Below are 25,270 nucleotides of genomic sequence, written 5' to 3' on the forward strand. Positions count from 1 at the left end.
TGTTGCCGGCGACGGAAGGAACCCCGATGGGCCCAAGCGACGCGAAGGATCACCCCGCGGCAGCGTCACCGCCCGGATCCGGTGAGGAGGACCCCTCACTCATGCCGGCGGACGCGTACGGGCCGCACGCGGTCGAATGCCGGCCGCACGCGGTCGACCGCGGGCCCCACGCCGTCGACCGCGACGTCCCCGGGGCCGTACGACGTGTGCTGGAGGGTCTGCTGGCGGAGCGCACCGAGCGGGCCGCCGCGCTCGACCCGGTCTTCGCGGGGGATCTGGCCGAGCGGGTCGCGCGCTTCGCCTCGGAGGGAGGCAAGCTCATGCGGCCCCGCTTCGTCTGGTGGGCCCTGCGGGCGTGCGGGGGAGGAGCCGCCGAGACGGAGGCCGCCCTGCGGATCGGCGCCGCGCTCGAACTCATCCAGACCTGCGCGTTGGTCCACGACGACGTCATGGACGGCTCCCGGACGCGCCGCGGCCGACTCGCCCTGCACGCCGACATCGCCGCGCAGTACGCCGACGTCATGGAGCCGGTCCCCGGGACGCGTTTCGGAGAGGCCGCGGCCATTCTCGCCGGCGATCTGGCCCTGGCCTGGGCCGACGACATCGTTGCGGCCACCAGGGCGACACCGGCCGCCGAGCGCGCAGTGCGCGAGCTGTGGAGCACCATGCGCACCGAGATGGTGGCCGGTCAGTACCTGGACATCCAGGGCCAGGCGACCTCCTCCAGGTCGCTGGCCCGCGCGATCCGCGCCGCCTGCCTGAAGAGCGCCCTGTACTCGGTGGAGCGCCCCCTGGCCCTCGGGGCGGCGCTGGCGGGCGCGGACGCCGCGAGGACCCGCGCCCTGTGCTCGGCCGGCCGCTGCGTCGGCATCGCCTTCCAGCTCCGGGACGACCTCGGCGACGTCTTCGGCGGCCCCCGGCACGTCGGCAAACCCACCGGGGGAGACATCCGGGCCGGCAAGCCCACCTACCTGGTCGCCGTGGCACAGGCCCGGGCCGAGGCGGCCGACGACCGACACGCCCTCGCTGTGCTGGGGCAGTCCCTCGGCCGGGCCGATCTGCCGGAGCACCGTCTCGCCGAGGTCCGTGACGTCCTGGTCCGCACCGGCGCGCGCGACATCGTCGAGGCGAAGATCGAGCGTCTCGCCGCCCAGGGCCTGCGTCACCTCGAGTCCGCCCCACTGGAGGCCGAGGGCCGACTGCGCCTGCGGGAACTCCTGCACACCACGGCCGGCGCCCCGTCACCTCCGCCTCCCTCCTCCGACGCTCACGGCCCCCTGGACGGTGTGCCCGTCTCGCTGCTGCTGGGCGCCGTCGAAGGGGCCGCCCGATGACCAGGACCGTTCCCGGGCGCACGGACCACGTGGTGGTCGTCGGCGCCGGACTCTCCGGCCTGGCGGCCACCCTCCACCTGCTCGGAGCCGGCCGCCGGGTCACCCTCGTCGAGCGCGACCCGCTGCCCGGCGGCCGCGCCGGACGCCTGGAGCGCGGCGGCTACCGCATCGACACCGGCCCCACCGTGCTGACCATGCCCGAGTTCGCCGACGAGGCCTTCGCCGCGGTCGGCACCACCCTGCGCGACCGCGTCGACCTCATCCCCCTGCACCCGGCCTACCGGGCCCTGTTCGCCGACGGCAGCGGCCTCGACGTCCACACCGACGCCGACGCCATGGAGGCAGAGGTCGAACGCTTCGCGGGCGTCGAGGAGGCCGCGGGCTACCGGCGGCTGCGCGGCTGGCTGGAGCGGCTGTACCGGGCGCAGATGAGACGCTTCATCGACACCAACTTCGACTCCCCCTTCCAACTGCTCACCCCGGACCTCGCGCGGCTCGCCGCGCTCGGCGGCTTCGGACGGCTGGACGCCGGAATCGGCCGCCATCTGCGCGACGAACGCCTGCGCCGGGTCTTCTCCTTCCAGGCGCTCTACGCGGGCGTCCCGCCGGCGCGTGCCCTCGCCGCCTACGCCGTGATCGCCTACATGGACACCGTGGCCGGCGTGTACTTCCCCCGCGGCGGGATGCACGCCCTGCCGCGGGCCATGGCGGACGCCGCCGCCGAAGCGGGCGCGGACCTGCGGTTCGGGCAGGATGTCACCCGGCTGGAACGCTCCGGCGACCGCGTCACCGCCGTGGTCACCGCACAGGAGCGCATCCCGTGCGACGCCGTCGTCCTCACCCCCGACCTGCCCGTCGCCTACGCCCTGCTGGGCCGCCCGCCGCGCCGACCGCTGCGGATCAGGCACGCGCCGTCGGCCGTCGTCCTGCATGCCGGCACCGACCGGACCTGGCCCCGACTCGCGCACCACACCCTGTCCTTCGGCACCGCGTGGCGACGCACCTTCGACGAACTCACCCGCACCGGAAGCCTGATGAGCGACCCGTCCCTGCTGATCACCCGCCCGACCGCCACCGACCCGACGCTCGCCCCGCCCGGCCACCACCTGCACTACATCCTCGCGCCCTGCCCCAACACCGACATCGGACCGGACGCCGCTGCGTGGGGCGACCTCGCTCCCCGCTACCGCGACAGCATCCTGCGGGAGCTGGAACGCCGCGGCGTCGACGGCCTCGCCGACGCCGTCGAGGAGCAGGCGCTCGTCACCCCGGCCGACTGGCACGCCCAGGGCCACGCGGCGGGCACCCCCTTCTCAGCCGCCCACACCTTCGCGCAGACCGGCCCGTTCCGGCCGCGCAACCTCGTTCGTGGCACCGCCAACGCCGTACTCGCCGGCTGCGGCACCACCCCCGGTGTGGGCGTGCCGACCGTCCTGCTGTCCGGCAAGCTCGCCGCCGCCCGCATCACCGGCCGACACACGACCCCCGTCCCCAGGCGTCGGCGCACCGCGTCGGCCGCACCGGAAGGAACCCCCTCATGACCGCCCGCGAACTCGACGCGGCGGGCATCACCGAGCCGGTGCTGCGCGACGCCTACACGCGCTGCCGCCGCCTCAACGCCCGGCACGGCAGGACCTACTTCCTCGCCACCCGGCTGCTGCCCGTGGAACGCCGCCCCGCCGTGCACGCGCTCTACGGGTTCGCCCGCTGGGCCGACGACATCGTCGACTCCCTGGACACCTACGCACCCGCGCACCGCCGCGCGGCGGACCTCGCGCTCCTCCACGAACGGCTGGAACGCGGACTGCGCGACGCCCACGCCCGAACGGACTCCCACGCCCGAACGGACTCCCACGCCCGACCGGACGGTCACAAACGAACGGACGGTCACGCCCGGACCGACGGCCACGGCATCAGTGACGTGACCGGTGACGGCATCGATGCGGGCACCGACGTCGGAATCGACGTCGGAATCGATGTCGGCGGCGGTGACGAGCCGGTCGTCCTCGCGCTCGCCGACACGGCCCGCCGGTACGCCATCGACCACCGGCACTTCAGCGACTTCATGGCCTCCATGCGCAGCGACCTGGAGGTCACCGACTACCCGACCTACGACGACCTGCGCACCTACATGCACGGCTCCGCCGCCGTGATCGGGCTGCAGATGCTGCCGATCCTCGGCACGGTGGTCCCGCGCGAGGAGGCCGCCCCGCACGCGGCCGCCCTCGGGGTGGCCTTCCAACTGACCAACTTCCTGCGGGACGTCGGCGAGGATCTCGACCGCGGCCGCGTCTACCTGCCCGCCGACCTGTTGAGCGCACATGGAGTGGACCGGGAACTGCTGTCGTGGAGCCGCCGCACCGGTCGACGCGACCGGCGGATCACCGAGGCACTGCGGGCCTTCGAGGTCCTCACCCGTGGTGTCTACCGGGAGGCGACCCCGGGCCTCGCCATGCTCGACCCCGTCTCACGCCCCTGCATCCGCACCGCGTTCGTGCTGTACGGGGGGATCCTGGACGCCGTCGCCCGCGACGGCTACGCGGTGCTGCACCGCCGGGCGGTGGTCCCCCGCCGACGGCGCGCAGCGGTGGCCGTCGACGGGCTCGTACGCCTGGCGGCGGCACGGGCGGCACGAGCGGCGCGCGCCGGGGCACGGCGGCCGGGACCGCGGCAGCCGGACACCACGCCAGCCGCACCCGCCGCCGGACATGAGCCGACCGCCGTCACCACCCCGCCCCACCCGCTCCACGAGGAGGTCGCGTGAGCCCTCGACGCCCCGACCGCGGCCGCCGCCGGTATCCCCTGTCCCTGAACCGCGACCCGGTGCCCTGGGAACGCCAGCGGCCGACCTGGCGAGAGGCCCGCCCGGCCGTGATCGCCGAAGCCCTCAAACGCGCTCAGGCCCGCCCGTCGGGCAACTGGTACGTCGTCGGCGCGACCCGGGACGTCCGGGACGACCGCCCGCTCGCCCGGACGATCGCGGGCCGGGAGATCGTCGTCTGGCGGGCCGCGGACGGCCGGCTGGTCGCCGGGCCCGGCGCCTGCCCCCATCTGGGCGCGCCGCTGAAGGACAGCCCGGTGCGCTGCGGCACCCTCCTGTGCCACTGGCACGGACTCGCCCTGTCCGGCGCCCCGTTCGCGGGCTGGGAGCCGCTGCCCGCCTACGACGACGGTGTGCTGGTGTGGGTACGCCTGGACGACGTGGGCGGCGAGCCGCCTCTCGAAGCACCCGTGGTGCCGGTACGGCCGGACCGCGCGGTCTCGCTGTCGGCGGTCTATGTCGGCGTCGGCGTCTGCGAGCCGGAGGACGTGGTCGCCAACCGGCTGGATCCGTGGCACGGCGCCTGGTTCCATCCGTACTCCTTCGTCGACCTGACCGTCGTCGACGCGCCCGTCGGGGAGGAGGACGGGTTCACGGTCGACGTGTCCTTCAGGCTCACCGGGCGACTCGTCGTGCCGGTGCGGGCGGTGTTCACCGCGCCCGAGCCGCGCACGGTCGTCATGCGGATCACCGAGGGCGAGGGCGAGGGCTCGGTGGTGGAGACCCATGCGACACCGCTGGCCCCGGACGACCGGGGCAGGCCCCGGACAGCCGTGGTGGAGGCCGTCGTGGCCGCCTCGGACCGGCCCGGTTTCGCCCTGGCCCGCAAGGCGGCGCCGCTGCTGCGACCGCTCGTACGGGCTGCCGCGGGCCGCCTGTGGCGCGACGACCTCGCTTACGCGGAGCGGCGCCGGCACCTGCGTTCCACGGGCCGCTTTCCCGGGTGAAAACCGGAGCGGGTGGCGACCGGGCGGGTCTGAGTCGGCGGGCGTCGACGGTGGAGCCGCCGCGATCTCGAGCTCGGGGAGCGCATCCGTTCGGCCATGTCCGCCGGAAGACAAGCCGTGCGGGCGTCCGTGGCCCGCACGGCGCGTGGCCGACACGCGGGCCCTGGCCCATGCGCCCCGTGGCCCACGCAGGGTGTGGAAGGAGGCAGGAACCATGACGGAACGTCCCGCGCCCGGCGCCTTCGCCCCTGAGCCCGAGCAGATCGCCGAACTGCCCCGCCACGGGGTGACGACGGGCTTCCTCGCACGCAGGCTGGGGGTGTCACCGACGACGCTGCGCTCCTGGGACCGCCGGTACGGCCTGGGGCCCGCCGTACGGGCCGAGGGCCGCCAGCGCCGCTGGTCGCCCGAGGACGTGGCGATGCTCCAGGAGATGTGCCGGCTGACGGCCGCGGGAGTGCCCCCGGCGGAGGCCGCCCGTGCCGCCATGGAGCGGGCGAGGGGGCCGGTCGCCGAGGCCCCCCGCGCGACCGTCGTGTCCCCGGGCGCGCGGCCCGGTGACGTCGGGGTTCCCGCGCCCGCTGTCCCGGCAGTCCGGGCAGGGCGTGGTCACCCCCCGGCCTCCGCCCTGCCCCTGGGCGACGTGCGCCAGGAATGCCGGGGTCTGGCCCGTGCCGCCGTCCGGCTGGACGCGGCGGCTGTCCAGGAACAACTCCTGGCCGTCGTGCGCGCCTACGGGCTCGTCGTGGCGTGGGAAGAGGTGATGGCGCCCACCCTGCGGGCGGTCGGCCGCAAGTGGGAGTCCTCGGGCGACCGGTACGTGGAGGTCGAGCACCTGCTGTCCTGGCACATCTCCACCACACTGCGGCACATGTACCTCTCGACGCCGGGACCGGCGGGGGAGGCCGCGCCCGTCCTGCTGGCCTGTCTCCCCGACGAGCACCACACACTGCCGTTCGAGGCGCTCGCCGCCGCGCTGGCGGAGCGGAGCGTGCCGGTGCTGATGCTCGGTGGAGCGGTCCCGGCCGAGGCACTGGACGCGGCCGTACGCCGTGTCGCCCCGGCCGCGGTCGCCCTGTGGGCCCAGTCGCGGGCCACCGCCGGCCTGGCGCTGGCCCAGCACATCGCCGCGACCCGCTGGGGGATCCGCGGCGCGCGCAGACAGAGCCCCGTTCTTCTGTGCGGCCCCGGGTGGGGCCGCCGCACTCCGGAGGGACTGCCGCGGCCGTCCGGACTGCGGGACGCGGTGACCGAGCTCGTGCCGCTCTCCGCGTCGACGCGACCGTGACGGGCGCGGCCGGGACACCGGGCGGGAGAGCCCGCCCGGGACCAACGCGTCAGCCGCACATCGACCCCGCTTCAGTTCCCGGTCTCGTCGCGACGGCAACGGGGGCACGCGCGAACGCCTTCTCGTGGGCGGGACCCAGCGCGTCGAACAGCGCGGCGGCGGGCTGCCGTCGGGCCTCTCGCCTCACGTCGACGTCCCGTTGCTCGTCGACCCTTACGGTCGCCCCGCGCGACAGACGCCACAACAGCCGCCCGGTGCGCGTGCGTCACGGCGGGTGGGGCAGGGGAGAATGAGGACCGTACTCGGAGGACCGTCCTCGACGGTCCTCGACGGTCGACCTTCACGGAGGAGCGGGGAAATGCAGGACGCGCGAGCGGGACAGGTCGCCGGGCACGAGGACCTCATCGACGTGGCCCGTCTGGTCACGGCGTACTACGCCTTGCGGCCGGACCCCGCCGAGCCCGGCCAGCGGGTGGCCTTCGGCACCTCGGGACATCGCGGCTCGTCCCTCGCGGCGGCGTTCAACGAGGACCACATCGCGGCCACCAGCCAGGCCATCTGCGAGTACCGTGCCGCCCAGGGCACCGACGGCCCCCTCTTCCTCGGCGCCGACACCCACGCCCTGTCCGAGCCCGCGCGGATCACGGCCCTGGAGGTGTTCGCCGCCAACGACGTGACCGTCCTCATCGACCAGACCGACGGCTACACGCCCACCCCGGCGGTCTCGCTCGCCATCCTCACCCACAACCGCGGCCGTACGTCCGGGCTCGCCGACGGCGTGGTCGTCACGCCCTCGCACAACCCGCCCGCCGACGGCGGCTTCAAGTACAACCCGCCGAGCGGCGGGCCGGCCGGTTCGGAGGCGACCTCCTGGATCCAGGACCGCGCCAACGACATCATCGCGGGCGGCCTGAAGGACGTACGGCGCGTCCCGTACGCCCGCGCCCTCGCGGCCCCCGGCACCGGCCGGTACGACTTCCTCGGCGCCTACGTGGCGGACCTTCCCGAGGTGCTGGACCTGGAGGCGATCCGGTCCGCGGGCGTGCGGATCGGCGCCGACCCGCTGGGTGGCGCCTCGGTCGCCTACTGGGGCCGCATCGCCGAACGGCACGGGCTCGATCTGACGGTGGTCAACCCGCTCACCGACCCCACCTGGCGCTTCATGACGCTGGACTGGGACGGCAAGATCCGCATGGACTGTTCCTCGCCGTACGCCATGGCCTCCCTGATCGAGCGGCGTGACCGGTTCGACATCGCCACCGGCAACGACGCCGACGCCGACCGGCACGGCATCGTCACGCCGGACGGGGGGCTGATGAACCCCAACCACTATCTGGCCGTGGCGATCTCGTACCTCTTCTCGCACCGGCAGCAGTGGCCCGCGGGCGCCGGCGTCGGCAAGACCCTGGTGTCGTCCAGCATGATCGACCGGGTCGCGGCGGACGTCGGCCGCCCGCTGGTCGAAGTCCCGGTCGGCTTCAAGTGGTTCGTCGACGGACTGTCCGACGGCACGCTCGGCTTCGGTGGCGAGGAGTCGGCCGGCGCGTCCTTCCTGCGCCGCGACGGCTCGGTGTGGACCACCGACAAGGACGGCATCATCCTGGCGCTGCTCGCCTCCGAGATCACGGCCGTCACCGGCAAGACCCCCTCGCGGCACTACACCGAGCTGACCGACCGCTTCGGCGCCCCCGCCTACGCGCGCGTCGACGCCCCGGCGTCCCGCGAGGAGAAGGCGCTGCTGGCCAAGCTGTCCCCGCGCCAGGTCACCGCCGACACCCTCGCCGGTGACCCGGTGACATCGGTCCTCACCGAGGCCCCGGGCAACGGAGCCGCCCTCGGCGGCATCAAGGTCTCCACCGCCAACGCCTGGTTCGCGGCCCGCCCCTCGGGCACGGAGGACGTCTACAAGATCTACGGGGAGTCCTTCCTCGGCCCGGACCATCTGAGCCAGGTCCAGGAGGAGGCACGGTCCGTGGTGCTCACGGCCCTGGGCGGCTGATGCCGCCCCTTCACGTTGCGTCAGGCCGGTTGCGGGCACCCGGGCATCCGCGGGATGCCCGGGTCCGCGACAGGCCGGTCCGAAGGCACGGCTCATCGATGCTTCGGGGTACCTGACACTCCGCCAACAGCCCGAACCGGACATCGTCAGGCACTTCCCGAACGTCGAACCGGCCACCCTGAGCGCTGTCGGCTCCGCACGCGCGCGCATCCTCGCCGACGGCACGACCGGCCCCGGCCCGATCTTCACGCGTCCTGCGCGGCGTCCTGATGAAGCCGGAGTGCGAACAGCACGTCGAGGAGTCGCACCTCAGGGTCGAGCCCCTCGCCAAGGTCCGCTGAGCGGTCCGCCGTTCGGGGGTCATGCCCTTCCGGAGAGCAAGCGGAAATCCGGACCGGCCGAATAGGCAGCGTTACCCCGAGTCAAGGAGAGAGCGGCTGATCTGAGGCTGTTTGGCATGTCCTCGACCGGCCTAGGTTCGCTGTGCCCGCACACCGATCGGCCATGTCGGTCATGCCGTCAGAAGTACGCACTCCACTCCCGAGTGCGCCCTCCCACGATCTTCGAAGGAGCTACTTCGTGCGAAGTCTCAGACACGCGATACTCCCGCTGGCCGCGGCAACCGTCCTCGCGCTGATAGGTACGGCAACGACAGCCGAGGCGGCCCCCGCTCCGGCGCAGGCCCGCACCCAGGCCGAGCGGCCCGCCGGTGATCCCGCCGCCGGGAGCGGCGCGACCAGTGCCGGCCGGACCGCACGTCTGTCGAGCGGTGACCCGGTCGACTCGGCCCAGGACATCGCCGCGCTGGAGCGCTACTGGACACCGGAGCGGATGGCGAAGGCCGTCTCGCTCGACAGAACGCCCGCACCCTCCGGCGCCGCCACCACGAAGGCCGACCCCACCGGGAAACCGGGCACGGTCCCGTCCGCCCCCGCCCGCTCGGACCAGGCGGCCCCGCGCATCAACGAATCCGCCGCGGTGGGCAAGGTGTTCTTCACCAACCCCAGCAACGGCGGCACGTACGCGTGTTCGGCGAGCGCCCTCAACAGCGACTCGAAACAGATGGTGGTCACGGCCGGGCACTGCGTCCACGGCGGCAGTGGCGGCACCTGGATGACGAACTGGGTCTATGTGCCGCGCTACCGCTCCGGGGTCCGCCCGTTCGGCACCTTCGCAGCCAAGCAGATGCGCACGTTCAACGCCTGGATCAACAGCAGCGACCTCAGGCGGGACGTGGCCATGGTGACCACCTGGCCCCTCAACGGCAACAAGATCGTCAATGTCACCGGCGGCCACGGAATGAGCTGGAACTTCTCGCGCACGCAGCCCGTCACCATCCTCGGCTACCCGGGGAACTTCGACAGCGGTGAGATCCAGTGGGCCTGCACGGGCACGACACGCGCTGCCAGTGACAACGGCATCGAGCTCCAGTGCAACTTCGGCGGCGGCTCCAGCGGTGGACCATGGCTGCGTGAGTTCAACGACTCCAACGGCCTCGGATCGGTCAACGGCGTGATGAGCACCGTCACCTCGACCGGCTGGAACGAGGCCGCCTACTTCGACGACGCGGTCAAGGCGATGTACGACGCCCAGGGCAGCGTCACCTGAAGCACCTGGAGCACCTGAAGCACCTGAAGCACGTAGGAGAGGAACAGGAGGCAGCCATGCGTCGTAGCGGTACGAGCCGTTGGGTGGCGGCCGTGGCCGTTGTCGCGGCCGCCGTGGTGGCGGTGGCCGCCTGGCGCACCGCGGCCACCGCCTCGGAACCCGAGTCGCAGCCGGACTCCGGCACCACGGCCCACGAAACACGGCAGGAGCCGGAGAACGTCCGGCAGTACTGGACGCCCGAGCGGATGAGGGAAGCCGAGGGCGCGCCCATGCCGAAGCGCGACTGAGGGGCGAGCACACGCCGGAAGCACGGCACCCGGGGGCGTGGAAGACTCCCACGCCCCCGAGTGTCGTGTCAGCCCGCCGCGGGGTAAACCCGGGTCACCTTGCCGTCGGTGTCGGTCTCCAGGTAGCCGGACTGGTTGTACTCGTCGCTCAGGTACACGGCCATGCCGGCCGGGGTGTGGAAGATGTCGTTGGGCTGCCTGACCAGCAGGTAACGATTCTCCGGATCGGGAACGTTGAGCTTCTTCTCCGCCTCCTTCAACAGGGCGGGAACCTTGTCCCAGTTGAAGTCGTCAAGGCTGACAGGCTGTTCGCCGCCGACGAGCGTGCCCTTGATGATGCCCTTCTCCACGCCCCGCCCGGGGCGGTAGGTGTAGGTGTCGTACTTGGTGTCACTGCCCTCGACCATGAGCTGGGCCGACACGTAGTCCGGGTAGACCGAGAAGTCCCCGTACCTGTCGCGGCCGGTCTCCTTCTCGAACGCCTTGATCGCCGTGCGGATGCCGTCCGGGGTCAGCATGCCGCCGGCTGCCACGTCGTCCGACTGCCGGGTGTCCTGGTCGTCCTCGATCGGTGACGCGTCGTCGGACGGCGAGGCGGACGACTTCGCCTTCGACTTCGAGTCCGAGGCCGAGGTCGTTGGCCGGGCATTCGCGTTCGTGTCGCGGGAGTCGTCCAGCGGCAGCAGCCACCACAGCAGGACCAGGACGCCGGCGAGCGACACTCCCGACAGGCTCAGCAGGAGCGCGGGACGGGGCCCCTGCCGCCGTACCTCCTTCACGGGCGCCGTCGTCGGCTGGTACGGCCCCGCGCCCGGCAGCGACTGGACCAGCGGCGCGTGGCCCAGTGGTGGCTGAACGGGCGGCGAGTGGTGGGGCGCTGACTGAACGGGTGGCGTGTGGACGGGTGGTGACTGGACGGGCGGCGGACCGAAGCCCGCGGAGGTGATCCGTGTGGTGCCGGAAGCGCCCGGCCCGACCCCGGTGCCGGGAGTCGGCGGATTCAGCGGGTACGACGTCGGTTCGTCCCAGACGGGCGGGTTGGCGGGCGCGGCGGCCGTCCCCGACTCGACCTCGGCGAGCCGCGCGTCCAGTGCGGCCGCGGACGGCCGCGCCGCCGGATCACGCACGAGCACGCTCATCAGGACGTCGCCCAGCGCGCCGGCGCGCACCGGGGGCGCCACGTCGTCGTTGAGGACTGCCGCGAGCGTGGCCAGGGTGGAGCTCCGGCGCAGCGGGTGGTGTCCCTCCACGGCGGCGTACAGCATCATCGCCAGCGACCACAGGTCGGAGGCGGCCCCGCCCTCGTGCCCCGAGATGCGTTCCGGTGCCATGAAGTCCGGCGTGCCGATGACGGAGCCGGTGGCGGTGAGACCGCTCGTCTCGCGGATCGCGGCGATACCGAAGTCGGTCAGGACGGGGCGTCCGTCGGGGCGCAGCAGGACGTTGGCAGGCTTGACGTCACGGTGCTGGATCCCGGCGTCGTGCGCGGCGGTCAGCGCGCCCAGCACCTGGCGGCCGATCCGCGCGGCCTCGGCCGGCGGCATCGGCCCCTGGGCCAGCCGGTCGGCCAGCGAGCCGCCGCTGACCAGTTCCATCACGATCCACGGGTAGGTGCCGTCGCCGCCGTCGACGATGTGGTGGATGGTCACGACGTTCGGATGGTCGATGCGGGCCAGTGCCCTGGCCTCGCGCAGCACCCGTTCCCGTAGCGTCCGCGCGCCGTCCGGGTCGTACTCGGCGAGATCCCGGTCGGGCGGGCGGACCTCCTTGACCGCCACGAGCCGGTGCAGCACCAGGTCCCGGGCCCGCCAGACCGTCCCCATCCCGCCCCCGCCGAGGCGGGTCTCCAACTCGAAGCGCCCGTCGACGACTCGTCTGACGGGGCCTCTGTCGTCCTCGTTCATGGGCGGGAGCATAGTTGCCGCGACCGACAGCCCTCTCGGCCCCCGTGGTCCACTTTCGCGGGAGACCCGGAGGTGACGCGGTCAGCGCATGCCCGCCGCGTCGAGCAGCGTGGTCACCGTGGGCTCGACGAGGCCCGTGAGGGTGTCCGCGCCGATGCCCGCGCGGGCGCTGGCGCCGTCGAAGACCAGGCTGAGCTGCCGGGCCAGCAGGTCGGCGTCCTTCGCCCCGCCCCGCTCGGCCTCGGCGCGGAAGAAGCCGGTGAGGTTCTGCTTGATCTGCCGGGCGACACGGCTGGCGGGATGATTCCGGTCCTTGAGCTCGATCTGGGCGGCCAGGTAGGGGCAGCCGTGGAACTCGGGCGTTCCCGACTCTGCTTCCACCTGCCGGAAGACGTGCAGGACCCGTTCCCGGGGCGGTCGGTCGTCCTCCGCCGCGGGCAGGAGCGCCGCCACGTAGCGGGCGGTGCGCTGCTCCAGGCTCGCCGCCAACAGGGCGTCCTTGCTCTCGAACAGCTGGTACATGGAGCGCTTCGACACCCCCGCCGCCCGGCACAGGGCCTCGACGCCGATGCCGACGCCCTGCCGGTAGGTGAGGGTGGCCGCCGCGCTGAGCAGCCGCTCCCGGGGACTTGGCTTCGCCTCGGTGGTCATACCACGAGGCTAACGCGATCCACGCCGAATGAAAACTGATCGGTTTCCCCAGGAGGTCGCGCCCCCGTGGCGGGCCCGCCCCCGGCCTTGCGCCTGGAAACCGATCGGTTTACGGTGAGGGAAACCGATCGGTTTCCCATTCTCCGGAGGTAGTCATGACCGCATTGAAGGGCGCACACGTCTTCGTCACCGGTGGCAGCCGTGGCATCGGCAAGGCGCTGGTGGAGGAGCTGTTCGCGCGCGGTGCCGGCAAGGTCTACGCCACGGCCCGCGACCCGCGCACCGTGACGCACCCCGACGCGGTCCCCGTGGCGCTGGAGGTCACCGACCCCGCCTCCGTGGCGGCCGCCGCAGCACGGGCCGAGGACGTCACCGTGCTGATCAACAACGCCGGTGCCTCGGTCGGCGCGTCCTTCCTCGACTCCCCGGTCGACGACGTGCGCCGGGAGTTCGAGACCAACTTCTACGGCCCGCTCCTCCTCACCCGGGCCTTCGCGCCCGTCATCGAACACAACGGCGGGGGCCACCTCCTCAACGTCCACTCCGTGCTCTCCTGGATCGCGCTCGGCGGCTCCTACAGCGCCTCCAAGGCCGCCCTGTGGTCGCAGACCAACTCCCTGCGCCTGGAGCTCCAGCCGCGCGGCATCTCCGTCACCGGACTGCACGTGGGGTACGTGGACACCGACCTGGCGGCCGGCGTCGACGCGCCCAAGTCCGACCCCCGTGACGTCGCGGCACTCGCCCTCGACGGGGTCGAGGCGGGCGCGTACGAGGTGCTCGCCGACGACATCTCGCGGCAGGTCAAGGCGGGCCTGTCCGGTGACCCGGCCGGGCTGTACGCCCAGCTGGCCAAGTAGGAGGGGAGAGGGCGAGATGCCCGTACGGGAGTCAGGTCCCACGATCCACGTCCCCGGGACCACGAGCCACACCATCGCCCCGCGAGCGGAACTCCGCGGCCGCGAGGGGACACTGCGCTATCTCAAGGCGGGCTCCGGCGCCCCCCTGGTCCTGCTGCACACCGTACGCACCCAGGCCGAACACTTCCGGCACCTCGTCCCGTCGATCGCGGACCGGTACACCGTGTACGCCCTGGACCTGCCGGGGATGGGCTACTCCGAGATCGTGCCCGGGGCGTCGTACGACGAGCCGGCGATGCGCGCGGGCGTCGAGCGCCTCCTGACCGAACTCGACCTCCAGGACGTGACGTTGGTCGGAGAGTCCATGGGCGCCGTGCTCGCCCTGACCACCGCGGCCGATCTCCCGGATCGGGTACGGCGCGTAGTCGCGGTCAACACCTACGACTTCCGCGGCGGCATCGCCCGTTCCTCGCTGCTCGCCCGTGTGGTGGTCGGCGGTGTCCTCACGCCGGGAGTGGGCCCGCTGATCGCCGGGGTGGAGCCCAGGGCCGCCCTCGGCAGGATCCTCCGGGGCGGCCTCGGCGACCGGAGCGCGCTGCGGGAGGACTACGTCGACGAACTCCTCCGAGTCGGACGCCGCCCCGGCTACCCGGCCGTCGCCCGGGGCGTGTACCAGGCCCTGCCCAGCCTCATCGCCGCCCGCGCGCGCTACCCCGAGGTCAAGGCCCCCGTCCACCTCGTCTACGGCGAGAAGGACTGGTCCCGGCCCTCGGACCGGGAGGCCGATCGGCGACTGCTGCCGAACGCCGACCTCACCGAGGTGCCGGAGGCCGGCCACTTCATCGCCCTGGAACGGCCCGACGTACTGGCCGACCTGCTGAACGCGGTGGCGTGACCTCGGTACACGAGGTACGGGCGGACGAGCCGCCGTCGATCTCCCGCCGGCCACTCGTCGTCGGCCCGCAAGCGCCCGACGGCGACCTCATCCAGGCGCGGCCGCCTCCTGCGACTGCGCCGACGTTCCGGGAGGCGTCAGGTCGAAATCCACGGACACCACACCCTCCACGGCACGGATCAGCCGGGCGGCCACCGGTACCAGCGAGGTGTCCCGGACCCGGCCGCCCAGTCGTACGACACCGTCCCGCACGTCCAGCCGGACCGCGGAGGCCGGGGAGGGGAAGAGGTAGGCGACGACCTCGCGCCGGACCTCCTCGGCGATCTCCTCGTCGGTGCGCAGGAACACCTTCAGCAGATCCGCGCGGCTCACGATCCCCACCAGTACTCCGCCCGCGTCGATCACCGGAAGCCGCTTGACCCTGGCCCGGGCCATCGTGCGGGCCGCCTGGGCGAGCGTCTCCCCCGACCCGACCGTGAGGGCGGGGGAGGTCATCAGCTCCTCGGCGGTCACCGCACCGGCCTTCGCGAGATCCGTGAGGCGTCGCAGCTGGGTGTACCGGTCGGGATCGCTGTCGCGGAACTCCTCCTTGGGCAACAGGTCCGCCTCGGAGACCACTCCGACGACCCGGCCCCCTGCCTCGACCACGGGCACGGCACTGATCCGCCTGTCCCGCATCAGCCGGACGATCTCCTTGAAGACCGTCCCGCGACCGACTGTCACGACCGTCCGGGTCATGACGTCGCCGACGACGTGCGGTGTGCCGTGCATGATCTCTCCTTCGAGGTCCGTGCCGGGGAGGGCGGGTGGCCGTGGCCTCAGCCGGCGTTGCCCGCGCCGTAGGGGGCGTACAGGTCCAGCAGCCGGGTCCGTGCCGCCTGCAGACGGTGGGCGAGCACCTCTCCGACCCACAGGCCGACGGCCCGGCCCATGGCCGGGTCCTCCTGGCACATGAGACGCACGGCCGTGGCGTCGAACTCGTACGCCCGCACCGGTGTCGTCGCCTCGGCGCCCAGGTGCCAGACATGCGGGGGGAACAGCCAGGACCAGCCGACGAGTTCGTTGTGCCGGAGCGACTCGATGACGGCCGGCCGGCGGCCCGGCACCCGCATGTCGAGTTCGACGCTGCCCGTGCGGAGGATCCAGAACCGGTCGGCACGGCTCCCCTCCTCGAACAGCCGTGTCCCCTGCGGGAACGCCACCTCTCGGGCGACGCGCATCAGCCGCTGCCGGTGCTCGGCGGGCAGCGCCCGCAGCATGCTGGGCGTGGGTGTGGTGATCATGGCGTGCCTCCAGGCGGTCTACCGGAATGCCATGGCCAGCCTGTGCCGCGCCGCCCTCACCCGCCATGGGCCGTCCGGTCCCTCACCCGGGCCGGTCGGCACCGCGGACGAGCCTTACGGCACCCTGTGGCGCCCCGGGCCCCGCTGTTCCATGGAGACATGGGAAGACCTGCCCGAGCGAGGGGGATGAGATCCGTGGGTACCTCACTGACTCCCGACTTCTGGAGGCTGTTCGCCGTCCTCCTGGCGGTGTCCGCGACGCTCACGTTCGTGCTGAGCGCCGTGCTCGACGCGCTGTACGTGCGGCGGCTGCGGCGCCGGCGGGACCGGCAGCCCACCGCCGGCACGGACGGCACCCCGGACGGGCCGTCCACCACCCCGGCGCACCGCACCGCGCACCGCCCGCCCGCGGCACCCGCGCACCACACACCCGATCACCCGCCCGTGACTCCGGCGGACCGCACCCCGCCCCCGCCCCGGCGGACACCGGCGCACCACTGAGGAGCGAGCCCCACCGTCGGCGACACGGCGACACGGCCGCTGCCGTGGGCGGCCGCCCGGGCGGTCCGCAGGACCCGTCTCCGGCCGTCGTGCCGCGGCAGGCGCCGGCCGGAGAACCGGCCGCACATCGTCGGAACCGTACTCGTCGCCCCCTTGGAGGACCGAGAAATGCGTATGGTCGTCGCCCTCGGCGGCAACGCCCTGCTGCACCGGGGCGATCGCCCCGACGCGGCCGTCCAGCAGGCGAACGTGGACCGGGTCGCCACCGCCCTCGCCGCTCTGGCCCGCGAACACGAACTCGTGGTCACCCACGGCAACGGACCCCAGATCGGGCTGCTCGCGAGGGAGAGCGAGTCCGACGCCGCGCTGAGCGCGCCCTACCCGATGCACCTCCTCGGGGCCCAGACCCAGGGCATGATCGGCTCCCTGCTGGCCCGCGCCCTGCACAACGCCATGCCGCGCCGCCGGATCGCCACCCTGGTGACCCACACCCTCGTCCGGCGTGACGACCCGGCCTTCGACCGGCCCGCCAAGCCGGTGGGCCAGGTGTATCCGCGGGACGTCGCCCGCCGCCTCGCCCGCGAGCACGGCTGGCACATGGCGCCGGACACCGGGGGCCTACGGCGCGTCGTGCCGTCCCCTAGCCCCGAACGCGTCCTGGAGACCGACACGGTGCGTGAACTCCTCGCCACCGGCGCGCTGGTGATCTGCGGAGGCGGCGGTGGCGTACCGGTCACCGCCGACCGTGTCACCGGTGCGCTCACCGGCGTCGAGGCGGTCGTGGACAAGGACCTCACCGCCGCCCTGCTCGCCGAGGAACTGAAGGCCGACTTCCTGCTGATCCTCACGGACGTGCCCTACGTCTACGACGGCTACGGCACACCGGAGCAGCGCCCCCTCCTCGACGCCACCCCCGACCAGCTGCGCGGGCGCCGCTTCCCCGAGGGTTCCATGGGCCCGAAGGCCGAGGCCGCCGCCCGGTTCGTCAGCCGCACCGGAGGGCTGGCCGCCATCGGCGCCCTGGACGCGGCCTACCAGATCGTCCACGGCCTCTCGGGCACGCTGATCCGCCCCGGGCTGCCCACGGAGTGAGCGCACGCCCGGCCGCTGGGCCCCGGGCCGCCCGGCACCGGAGAAAGGGCCCAACGGCCCGGTCGCGCGCGCCCCTCGGCACTCCCCGCGCCCGGCGTCGAGCGACCAGCATCCGAGGGACAGGCAGTGCGACCAACCGAGGAGAGGACCGGCGATGACCGCGACCACGACCGTGGGCAGCCGAACGAGCGACGCCTGGCGGGACTTCGCCGGGACGCACTGGCGCGAACAGGTCGACGTACGTGACTTCATCCAGGCCAACTACACCCCGTACGAGGGCGACGCCGACTTCCTGAGCGGCCCGACGGACCGTACCCGCGCCGTCTGGGAGAAGATCGTCGCGCTGTTCCCCGAGGAGCGGAGCCGGGGCGTCCTCGACGTCGACACCGCGACCCCTTCGACGATCACCTCGCACGCGCCCGGGTACATCGACCGCGACCGCGAACTGATCGTCGGCCTGCAGACGGACGCGCCGCTCAAGCGCGCGATCATGCCGAACGGCGGGCTGCGGATGGTGGAGAACGGCCTGCGGGCCTACGGCTACGAACCCGACCCGTTCGTCACCCGGGTCTTCGGCACCTACCGCAAGACCCACAACGACGGCGTCTTCGACGCCTACACCCCCGAGATGCGGGCCGCCCGCAGGGCGGGCGTCATCACCGGGCTCCCGGACTCCTACGGACGGGGCCGGATCATCGGCGACTACCGTCGCGTGGCGCTGTACGGCACGGACCGGCTGACCGAGGCCAAGAAGGCCGAGCGGGCCCTGCTGGACGCCCGGCCCTCCACCGCCGACGTCATCCGGGACCGGGAGGAACTCGCCGAGCAGATCCGGGCGTTGGGCGCGCTGACCCGGATGGCCGCCGGCTACGGCTGCGACGTCTCCCGCCCCGCGGCCACCGCCCACGAGGCCGTCCAGTGGCTCTACCTCGGCTACCTCGCCGCAGTGAAGGAACAGAACGGCGCCGCGATGTCGCTGGGCCGCACCTCGACCTTCCTCGACGTCTACCTCCAGCGGGACCTGACGGACGGGGTGCTCGACGAGACCCGCGCCCAGGAGCTGATCGACGACTTCGTCATCAAGCTGCGGATCGTACGGTTCCTGCGCACCCCCGAGTACGACGCCCTCTTCTCCGGCGACCCCACCTGGGTGACGGAGTCCATCGGCGGCATCGGCGCCGACGGACGCCCGCTGGTCACCCGGACCTCCTTCCGCTTCCTGCAGACGCTGTACAACCTGGGCCCCGCCCCCGAGCCGAACCTCACGGTGCTGTGGTCGCCGCGGCTGCCCGAGGGCTTCAAGCGGTTCTGCGCCCAGGTCTCCATCGACACCAGCGCCGTCCAGTACGAGTCCGACGAGCTGACGCGCCCGCGCACCGGGGACGACACGGCGATCGCCTGCTGTGTCTCCGCCATGGCCGTGGGCCGGCAGATGCAGTTCTTCGGGGCACGGGTGAACCTCGCCAAGGCACTGCTGTACGCGGTCAACGGCGGCCGGGACGAGATGACCTCCGAGCAGGTCGCCCCTGCCGCGCCCCCGCTCACCGGCGAGTACCTGGACCACGAGGAGCTCTCCGCGGCGTACGACCGCGTCCTGGACTGGCTGGCCGCGACGTACGTCGACGCGCTCAACGTCATCCACTACATGCACGACAAGTACGCCTACGAAAGCATCGAGATGGCGCTGCACGACCACCCGGTGCACCGCTTCATGGCCTGCGGCATCGCAGGGCTGTCGGTCGCCGTGGACAGCCTGTCGGCCGTCAAGTACGCGCGGGTGAAGGTCTTCCGGGACGCCACCGGCCTCGCCGTCGACTTCCGCACCGAGGGGGACTTCCCGACCTTCGGCAACAACGACGACCGCGCCGACGACATCGCCGTCCACCTGGTCGAGTCGTTCATGGCGAAGGTGCGCGCGCACCCCACCTACCGGGACGCCGAACACACCCTGTCGGTCCTCACCATCACCTCCAACGTCGTCTACGGCAAGCACACCGGCAACACCCCCGACGGCCGCCGCGCCGGACAGCCCTTCGCGCCCGGCGCCAACCCCATGAACGGCCGCGACCGGCACGGGGTCGCCGCCTCGGCCCTGTCGGTGGCCAAACTGCCCTACGAGCAGGCCCGCGACGGCATCTCGCTGACGACGACCATCACCCCGGAGGGACTCGGCCACCGTCCCGACGAACGCGCGGGCCATCTCGTCGGCATCCTCGACGCCTACACGGCCGCGGGCGGCTTCCACATGAACGTCAACGTCCTGGACCGTGCCACCCTCCAGGACGCGATGGAGCACCCGGAGATGTACCCCGACCTGACGGTCCGCGTCTCCGGATACGCCGTCAACTTCGTGCGGCTGACCCGCGAGCAGCAGCTCGACGTGATCAGCCGCACCTTCCACGGATCGATGTGAGCCGGATGCCCTCGCTCCTGGGCCGGATCCACTCCTGGGACCTGTCCACCGGCGTGGACGGGCCCGGGACCCGCTTCGTCCTCTTCGTCGCCGGCTGTCCGCTGCGCTGTCTGTACTGCGCCAACCCCGACACCTGGCACATGCGCGACGGGAAGGAGACCACGGTCGACGAGGTGATGGCGGAGATCGAGAAGTACCACGCGTTCCTCACCACGGCCGGCGGCGGCGTCACCCTCACGGGCGGCGAACCCCTTCTCCAGTCCGGGTTCACCAGTGAGATCCTGCGCCGCTGCAAGGAGTTGGGGCTCCACACCGCCCTCGACACCTCGGGCTTCCTCGGCGCCCGCGCCGCCGACGCACTCCTGGCCGTCACGGACCTGGTCCTGCTGGACATCAAGTCCTTCGACGTCACCACCTACCGGCGGCTCACGGGCGGCGAACTCGGCCCCACCCTGAACTTCGCCACCCGCCTCGACCGGCTCGGCGTCCCGATGTGGATCAGGTACGTCCTGGTGCCCGGCTGGACGGACGAACCGGAGTCCGTCGAGGGCCTCGCCCGCTTCGTGGCCGGCCTCGGCGCGGTCGACCGCGTGGACGTCCTGCCGTTCCACAAGCTCGGCGCCGCCAAGTACGAGGCCCTCGGGCTGCCGTTCCTGCTCCGCGACACCCCCTGCCCGGACGCCGACCTGACCGAACGGGTCCGCGAACGGTTCAGGACGCACGGCGTGCGCGCCTACTGACCCCGGCTCCGGTCCCCAACAGGCCTTGTGCGCAGGGACGTTCAGCCCTCCCGCCGCAGACCTTCGGCATCCGGCGCGGCGAGCCTGACGCGAGGAGAGTGAAGGCATCACACCGCGTCCCCACCTTTCCCGAAGGGAAGCCCATCATGGCCGTGCACGAGCACCCTCACCGGAGGCCGGGCCTCCACCTGCCCTCCTTCCGCGCGCTCCGGACCGCCTCGCCGGCCGAGCCCGCCCTCGCGGAGGCGACCGGCACGCACGCGGTGGCGGCCTACGCCCTCGCCTCCCTGCGCCTGCTCACCGGATTCGTCTTCCTGTGGGCGTTCCTCGACAAGACCTTCGGCCTCGGCTACGCCACCCAGTCCGGCAAGGGCTGGATCGACGGCGGTTCGCCCACCAAGGGCTTCCTCGGCTCCGTGGCCGTCGGGCCGATGGAGTCCACCTTCCACGCCTGGGCGGGGGACGCCTGGGCCGACTGGCTGTTCATGCTCGGTCTGCTCGGCATCGGAGTCGCCCTCACCGCCGGTGTGGCGCTGCGGCTCGCGGCCGTCGCCGGCACGGTCACGATGGCGCTGATGTGGATCGCCGAATGGCCGCCCGCGCGGCACCTGTCGGACGGTTCGCCGAGCATGTCGACCAACCCGTTCGCCGAGTACCACCTCGTCTACGCCGTCGTCATGGTGGTGCTCGCCGCCACGGCCGCCGGCAACACCCTGGGCCTCGGCAGGTTCTGGGCCGGACTCCCACTGGTGCGCCGCAGCCCCTGGCTGCGTTGACCGCGGGAAGGGCTGCGGTCCCGACTGTGGGCCCGCAGCCCCACCACGGCACCGCGCAGGGCCGGTCGGCCCTCCCGAGGGACCTGCGGCCCCTGCCGGGAACCGCCCCGGCGGACGAAGCTCGAATCGGGACCCCGCAGCCCTCGCGCGACCCCTCCGATCATTACCCCCTACTCCAAAGGTGGAGATCATGAACCGCACCGTCACCGTCGGCCTCGACGGCTCCCGTGAGAGCCGCTCGGCGGCCGAGTGGGCGGCCCGTGAGGCCCAGCTGCTCGGCGTCCCGCTGAAGCTGGTCCACGTCTGGGAGCCCGTCCCGGCACCCATGGCGCAGGCGCCGCTGCTCGGCGCGGAGACACAGCAGCACTGGACCGAGCGCGTCCCCCGCGAGGCGGCCGAGGGCATCCGTCTGCGTCACCCCGGGCTGGAGGTCGTCACCGAGCACGCCTCCGGTCGCCCCTCCGAGGTGCTGGTCGACGAGGCGAAGGACGCCGCACTGCTGGTCCTGGGCTCCCGCGGACTGAGCGGCATCGGCGGCTTCATGGTCGGCTCGGTCGGGCTGGCGGTGGTGGCACACACCGAACGGCCGACGGTCCTGGTCCGTGCCACCGAACTGGCCTCGGACGAGCACGAGATGGACCCGGCCGGCATCCCGTCCGCGGCGACACCGTTCAAGCCCGTCGTCCTCGGCCTCGACATCGAGAGCCCCGACGAGGAACTGATCGAGTTCGCGTTCGCGGCGGCCGCCCGCCGGAACACCTCCCTGCGCGTCGTGCACGGCTGGAACCCGCCGCCCTACTACGCGTACGGCCTCTCCGTCGACCTCGAACTCCACGGTGCCCTCGCCCGCAGCGAGACCATCGCCCTGACCGAGGTCCTGCGCCCGTGGCGCGAGAAGCACCCGGACGTCGAGGTCACCGAGGAGTCGCACTACGGCACCCCCGGCAACCACCTCGTCGACGCGTCCCGCGAGGCATCCCTGGTCGTCGTGGGCCGCCGGATCCGCCGCAACCCCTTCGGCGCCCACATCGGTCCCGTCACCCACGCGGTCCTGCACCACTGCGCCGCCCCCGTCGCCGTCGTCCCGCACGACTGACGCCACCAACCGAGGAGTTGAACCCATGAAGGCAGCGGTCGTCCGAGCGTTCGGCGAGCCCCTGGTCATCGAGGACCGCCCCGACCCCGAGCCCGGCCCCGGCCAGGTCCGCATCCGTGTCGAGGCGTCCGGGCTGTGCCACACCGACATCCACGCCGCCCACGGCGACTGGCCCGTCAAGCCGAACCCGCCGTTCGTCCCCGGTCACGAGGGCGTCGGTCTGGTCGAGAAGATCGGCGACGGCGTCACCCACCTCCGTCTCGGCCAGCGTGTCGCCGTGCCCTGGCTCGGCAGGGCCTGCGGACGGTGCGAGCACTGTCTGTCGGGCTGGGAGACGCTGTGCGAGCAGCAGATCAACACCGGCTACGGCTGCGACGGCGGGTACGCCGAGAAGATGCTGGCCTGGGCCGACTTCGCCCAGCCCGTGCCGGACGGCGTCACCGCCGTCGACGCGGCACCGCTCACCTGCGCCGGCGTGACCACGTACAAGGCGCTCAAGGTCGCCGACGTACGACCCTCTCAGCTGGTCGCGATCTCCGGGGTCGGCGGCCTCGGCCACCTCGCCGTGCAGTACGCCAAGATCGCCGGAGCGACCGTCGCCGCGATCGACGTCACCGACGAGAAGCTGGAACTGGCCGCCGAGCTCGGTGCCGACATCGTCGTCGACGCCCGCAAGGAGGACGTCGGCGAGGTGCTCAAGCGGCACGGCGGCGCCCACGCGGCCATCGCCCTCGCCGTGAACGACGCCGCCTTCGCGGCCGTCAACACGGGTCTCAGGCGCGGCGGCAAGCTCGTCATGGTAGCCCTCCCCGCCCACGGCACCGTCCAGGTCCCGATCTTCGACACCGTCCTGAACGGCACGAGTGTGATCGGCTCGATCGTGGGCACCCGGCAGGACCTCGCCGAGGTCTTCCAGCTGCACGCGGCCGGCCGGACCAGGGTCATCTGCGAGACCCGCCCCCTGGACTCCGTCAACGACTCCATCGACGAGGTGCTGCGCGGCCAGGTCAAGGCCCGGATCGTGTTCGACATGGGTGTGGGACGGTGAGCGGGATGACGAGTGACCTGCCGGTCGTCGTCGGCGTGGACGGCTCCGAGCCCAGCCTGCGGGCCGTGGACTGGGCGGCCGACGAGGCCGCGCTGCGTGGCGCGCCACTGCGGCTGGTGTACGCCTCGCTGTGGGAGCGCTACGAGGGCGCTCACGTGTCCGAGGACGTGGGCGAGCCGCCCGAGGGCGTGCGCGCCGAGGTGATCGTGGAGAGCGCCGCCCAGCAGGCCGGCCTCCGCCGTCCGGAGGTGAAGGTCACCACCGAGGTGCTGCCCGAGGAGCCCGAGTACACGCTGCTCCGGGAGAGCCGCACCGCCTCCCTGCTGGTGACCGGCAGCCGGGGCCGCAGCAGCCTGACCGAGGCGCTCATGGGTTCGGTGAGCCTGACGGTGGCCGCGCACGCGCACTGCCCGATGGTCGTCGTACGCGGCAGCCACGACAACCGGGCCCTGCCCGCCACGCACGGCCGGATCGTCGTCGGTGTCGGAGAGCGGCAGACGTCCTCGGCGGCGCTGCGGTTCGCCTTCGACGAGGCGCGGCGGCGCGGGGCCGAGGTCGAGGCGGTGCGGGCCTGGCGGTGCCCCGTGCACGAGACCACCGACCACCCGTTGCTGACGGGGGAGCCGGCCCGGCTGCACGAGGAGCGGGCCGTCGAGGAGCTGGAGGCCGCCCTCGAGAAGGCCCCCGACGACGTCCGGCTGCGCCGCCGTACCGCCGAGGGCCACGCCCGGACCGTGCTGTCGGACGCCTCCCTCGACGCCGACCTGCTCGTCATCGGGGCCAGGCGCCGGCAGCGGCACTTCGGACTCCAGCTGGGCCGGGCGACGCACGGAGTGCTGCACCACTCCGCCTGCCCGGTCGTCATCGTGCCCGAGCCGGAGTGAGCAGGGTGACCGGCTGTTCAGAGACCCGCCGCGTGATCGGGGACATAGGTCCGCAGATCACGCGGCGGACGCTCGTAGCCGGTCGACGGCGGGCGCTCCGGCAGTTCGAGCACCGGGGGCGGCACCTCGCGGTACGGCACGGACGCCAGCAGGTGAGCGATCATGTTCAGCCGGGCCCGGCGCTTGTCGTCGCTCTCGACGACGTACCACGGTGCCTCGGTGATGTCGGTGTGCACCATCATCTCGTCCTTCGCGCGCGAGTACGCCTCCCAGTGGGTGAGCGACTCCAGGTCCATCGGCGACAGCTTCCAGCGCCGCAGCGGGTCCTCCAGACGCCGTCGGAAGCGCTCCTGCTGCTCGGTGTCGCTCACCGAGAACCAGTACTTGCGCAGCATGATCCCGTCCTCGATCAACATGTGCTCGAAAATGGGGCATTGGCGGAGAAAAAGCTGATACTCCTCCTTTGTGCAGAAGCCCATGACGTGCTCCACACCGGCCCGGTTGTACCAGGACCGGTCGAACAGCACGATCTCCCCGGCGGCCGGCAACTGCGCGACGTACCGCTGGAAGTACCACTGGGTGCGCTCGCGTTCCGTCGGCTTGGGGAGCGCGGCGATCCGGGCGACACGGGGATTGAGGTGCTCGGCGACCCGCTTGATCGTGCCGCCCTTGCCCGCCGCGTCCCGCCCCTCGAAGACCACCACCAGCCGGGCCCCCTCGGTCCGCACCCACTCCTGCAGCTTCACCAACTCCGTCTGCAGGCGCAGCAGTTCCTGCTCGTACGCCGCACGCGACACCTTCGTCGCCTTCTTGCCGGCCATGCCGTCCTCCACCGCCCGACGACCC

23 protein-coding genes are annotated in these 25,270 nt (G+C 72.8%); 18 read left to right on the forward strand and 5 right to left on the reverse strand.

What is annotated here, in order from left to right; translation table 11 throughout:
* Positions 1 to 26: 26 nt before the first annotated feature.
* The 8 genes from GWK25_RS23455 (at position 27) to GWK25_RS23490 (ending at position 10,284) form a co-directional block, all read left to right on the forward strand.
* On the forward strand, positions 27 to 1,334 hold the full coding sequence (locus GWK25_RS23455) for a polyprenyl synthetase family protein (RefSeq protein ID WP_215452678.1): 1,308 nt from the start codon (positions 27 to 29) through the stop codon (positions 1,332 to 1,334).
* Positions 1,331 to 2,875: a phytoene desaturase family protein gene (gene crtI / locus GWK25_RS23460; protein ID WP_215452679.1), complete on the forward strand. Its 1,545-nt coding sequence runs from the start codon at positions 1,331 to 1,333 to the stop codon at positions 2,873 to 2,875. The genes GWK25_RS23455 and crtI overlap by 4 nt, the downstream gene beginning before the upstream one ends.
* The gene (locus GWK25_RS23465) at positions 2,872 to 4,098 is read left to right on the forward strand and encodes a phytoene/squalene synthase family protein (RefSeq protein ID WP_251829003.1); all 1,227 of its coding nucleotides are present in this window, start codon (positions 2,872 to 2,874) and stop codon (positions 4,096 to 4,098) included. The genes crtI and GWK25_RS23465 overlap by 4 nt, the downstream gene beginning before the upstream one ends.
* On the forward strand, positions 4,095 to 5,102 hold the full coding sequence (locus GWK25_RS23470) for a DUF5914 domain-containing protein (protein ID WP_215452680.1): 1,008 nt from the start codon (positions 4,095 to 4,097) through the stop codon (positions 5,100 to 5,102). The genes GWK25_RS23465 and GWK25_RS23470 overlap by 4 nt, the downstream gene beginning before the upstream one ends.
* 214 nt (positions 5,103 to 5,316) lie before the next feature.
* Entirely contained in the window at positions 5,317 to 6,390 is a 1,074-nt protein-coding gene (locus tag GWK25_RS23475) for a MerR family transcriptional regulator (RefSeq protein ID WP_215452689.1), read from the forward strand.
* A gap of 358 nt (positions 6,391 to 6,748) precedes the next feature.
* Positions 6,749 to 8,389: a phosphoglucomutase (alpha-D-glucose-1,6-bisphosphate-dependent) gene (pgm, locus tag GWK25_RS23480; RefSeq protein WP_215452692.1), complete on the forward strand. Its 1,641-nt coding sequence runs from the start codon at positions 6,749 to 6,751 to the stop codon at positions 8,387 to 8,389.
* Between the two features lie 579 nt (positions 8,390 to 8,968).
* Entirely contained in the window at positions 8,969 to 9,997 is a 1,029-nt protein-coding gene (locus GWK25_RS23485; RefSeq protein WP_215452694.1) for a serine protease, read from the forward strand.
* A gap of 56 nt (positions 9,998 to 10,053) precedes the next feature.
* Complete coding sequence (locus GWK25_RS23490; RefSeq protein ID WP_215452695.1) at positions 10,054 to 10,284, forward strand: hypothetical protein; 231 nt, start codon at positions 10,054 to 10,056, stop codon at positions 10,282 to 10,284.
* 68 nt (positions 10,285 to 10,352) lie between these two features.
* On the opposite strand, the gene GWK25_RS23495 is transcribed toward GWK25_RS23490, so the two are convergent.
* Complete coding sequence (locus tag GWK25_RS23495; RefSeq protein WP_215452696.1) at positions 10,353 to 12,188, reverse strand: serine/threonine-protein kinase; 1,836 nt, start codon at positions 12,186 to 12,188, stop codon at positions 10,353 to 10,355.
* 81 nt (positions 12,189 to 12,269) lie between these two features.
* Entirely contained in the window at positions 12,270 to 12,839 is a 570-nt protein-coding gene (locus GWK25_RS23500) for a TetR/AcrR family transcriptional regulator (protein WP_215452697.1), read from the reverse strand.
* 155 nt (positions 12,840 to 12,994) lie between these two features.
* Between GWK25_RS23500 and GWK25_RS23505 the strand changes: the two genes are divergently transcribed.
* The gene (locus GWK25_RS23505) at positions 12,995 to 13,696 is read left to right on the forward strand and encodes an SDR family oxidoreductase (protein ID WP_215452698.1); all 702 of its coding nucleotides are present in this window, start codon (positions 12,995 to 12,997) and stop codon (positions 13,694 to 13,696) included.
* 16 nt (positions 13,697 to 13,712) lie between these two features.
* The gene (locus tag GWK25_RS23510; RefSeq protein ID WP_215452699.1) at positions 13,713 to 14,591 is read left to right on the forward strand and encodes an alpha/beta fold hydrolase; all 879 of its coding nucleotides are present in this window, start codon (positions 13,713 to 13,715) and stop codon (positions 14,589 to 14,591) included.
* A gap of 87 nt (positions 14,592 to 14,678) precedes the next feature.
* Here GWK25_RS23510 and GWK25_RS23515 read toward each other — a convergent pair whose 3' ends face one another.
* Both GWK25_RS23515 and GWK25_RS23520 read right to left on the reverse strand, forming a co-directional pair.
* Entirely contained in the window at positions 14,679 to 15,362 is a 684-nt protein-coding gene (locus GWK25_RS23515) for a CBS domain-containing protein (protein WP_215452701.1), read from the reverse strand.
* Between the two features lie 47 nt (positions 15,363 to 15,409).
* Positions 15,410 to 15,874: a cyclic nucleotide-binding domain-containing protein gene (locus GWK25_RS23520; RefSeq protein ID WP_215452704.1), complete on the reverse strand. Its 465-nt coding sequence runs from the start codon at positions 15,872 to 15,874 to the stop codon at positions 15,410 to 15,412.
* Between the two features lie 195 nt (positions 15,875 to 16,069).
* Between GWK25_RS23520 and GWK25_RS23525 the strand changes: the two genes are divergently transcribed.
* The 8 genes from GWK25_RS23525 to GWK25_RS23560 all read left to right on the forward strand — a co-directional run bounded on the left by GWK25_RS23525 (position 16,070) and on the right by GWK25_RS23560 (position 24,424).
* The gene (locus GWK25_RS23525; RefSeq protein ID WP_215457975.1) at positions 16,070 to 16,375 is read left to right on the forward strand and encodes a hypothetical protein; all 306 of its coding nucleotides are present in this window, start codon (positions 16,070 to 16,072) and stop codon (positions 16,373 to 16,375) included.
* A 168-nt stretch (positions 16,376 to 16,543) separates the two neighbouring features.
* Positions 16,544 to 17,467, forward strand: coding sequence for a carbamate kinase (locus tag GWK25_RS23530; protein ID WP_215452705.1), 924 nt, complete (start codon positions 16,544 to 16,546; stop codon positions 17,465 to 17,467).
* Between the two features lie 154 nt (positions 17,468 to 17,621).
* Entirely contained in the window at positions 17,622 to 19,880 is a 2,259-nt protein-coding gene (gene pflB / locus GWK25_RS23535; RefSeq protein WP_215452706.1) for a formate C-acetyltransferase, read from the forward strand.
* 5 nt (positions 19,881 to 19,885) lie between these two features.
* Positions 19,886 to 20,620, forward strand: a complete 735-nt coding sequence (gene pflA / locus GWK25_RS23540; protein WP_215452707.1) for a pyruvate formate-lyase-activating protein — start codon at positions 19,886 to 19,888, stop codon at positions 20,618 to 20,620.
* Between the two features lie 146 nt (positions 20,621 to 20,766).
* Complete coding sequence (locus GWK25_RS23545) at positions 20,767 to 21,396, forward strand: DoxX family membrane protein (RefSeq protein WP_215452708.1); 630 nt, start codon at positions 20,767 to 20,769, stop codon at positions 21,394 to 21,396.
* 190 nt (positions 21,397 to 21,586) lie between these two features.
* Positions 21,587 to 22,492: a universal stress protein gene (locus GWK25_RS23550; RefSeq protein ID WP_215452710.1), complete on the forward strand. Its 906-nt coding sequence runs from the start codon at positions 21,587 to 21,589 to the stop codon at positions 22,490 to 22,492.
* Between the two features lie 25 nt (positions 22,493 to 22,517).
* Positions 22,518 to 23,540 (forward strand): alcohol dehydrogenase AdhP, encoded by a 1,023-nt coding sequence (adhP, locus tag GWK25_RS23555; RefSeq protein WP_215452712.1) that lies wholly within the window; start codon positions 22,518 to 22,520, stop codon positions 23,538 to 23,540.
* A gap of 5 nt (positions 23,541 to 23,545) precedes the next feature.
* Positions 23,546 to 24,424, forward strand: a complete 879-nt coding sequence (locus GWK25_RS23560) for a universal stress protein (RefSeq protein WP_215452714.1) — start codon at positions 23,546 to 23,548, stop codon at positions 24,422 to 24,424.
* A 17-nt stretch (positions 24,425 to 24,441) separates the two neighbouring features.
* On the opposite strand, the gene ppk2 is transcribed toward GWK25_RS23560, so the two are convergent.
* A complete protein-coding gene (ppk2, locus tag GWK25_RS23565) occupies positions 24,442 to 25,245 on the reverse strand; it encodes a polyphosphate kinase 2 (RefSeq protein WP_215452715.1) in 804 nt (267 codons plus the stop codon).
* Positions 25,246 to 25,270: the final 25 nt, after the last annotated feature.

Origin of the sequence: Streptomyces sp. ATCC 21386, from assembly GCF_018728545.1 — a bacterium.
In the GTDB taxonomy this organism is placed as follows: domain Bacteria; phylum Actinomycetota; class Actinomycetes; order Streptomycetales; family Streptomycetaceae; genus Streptomyces.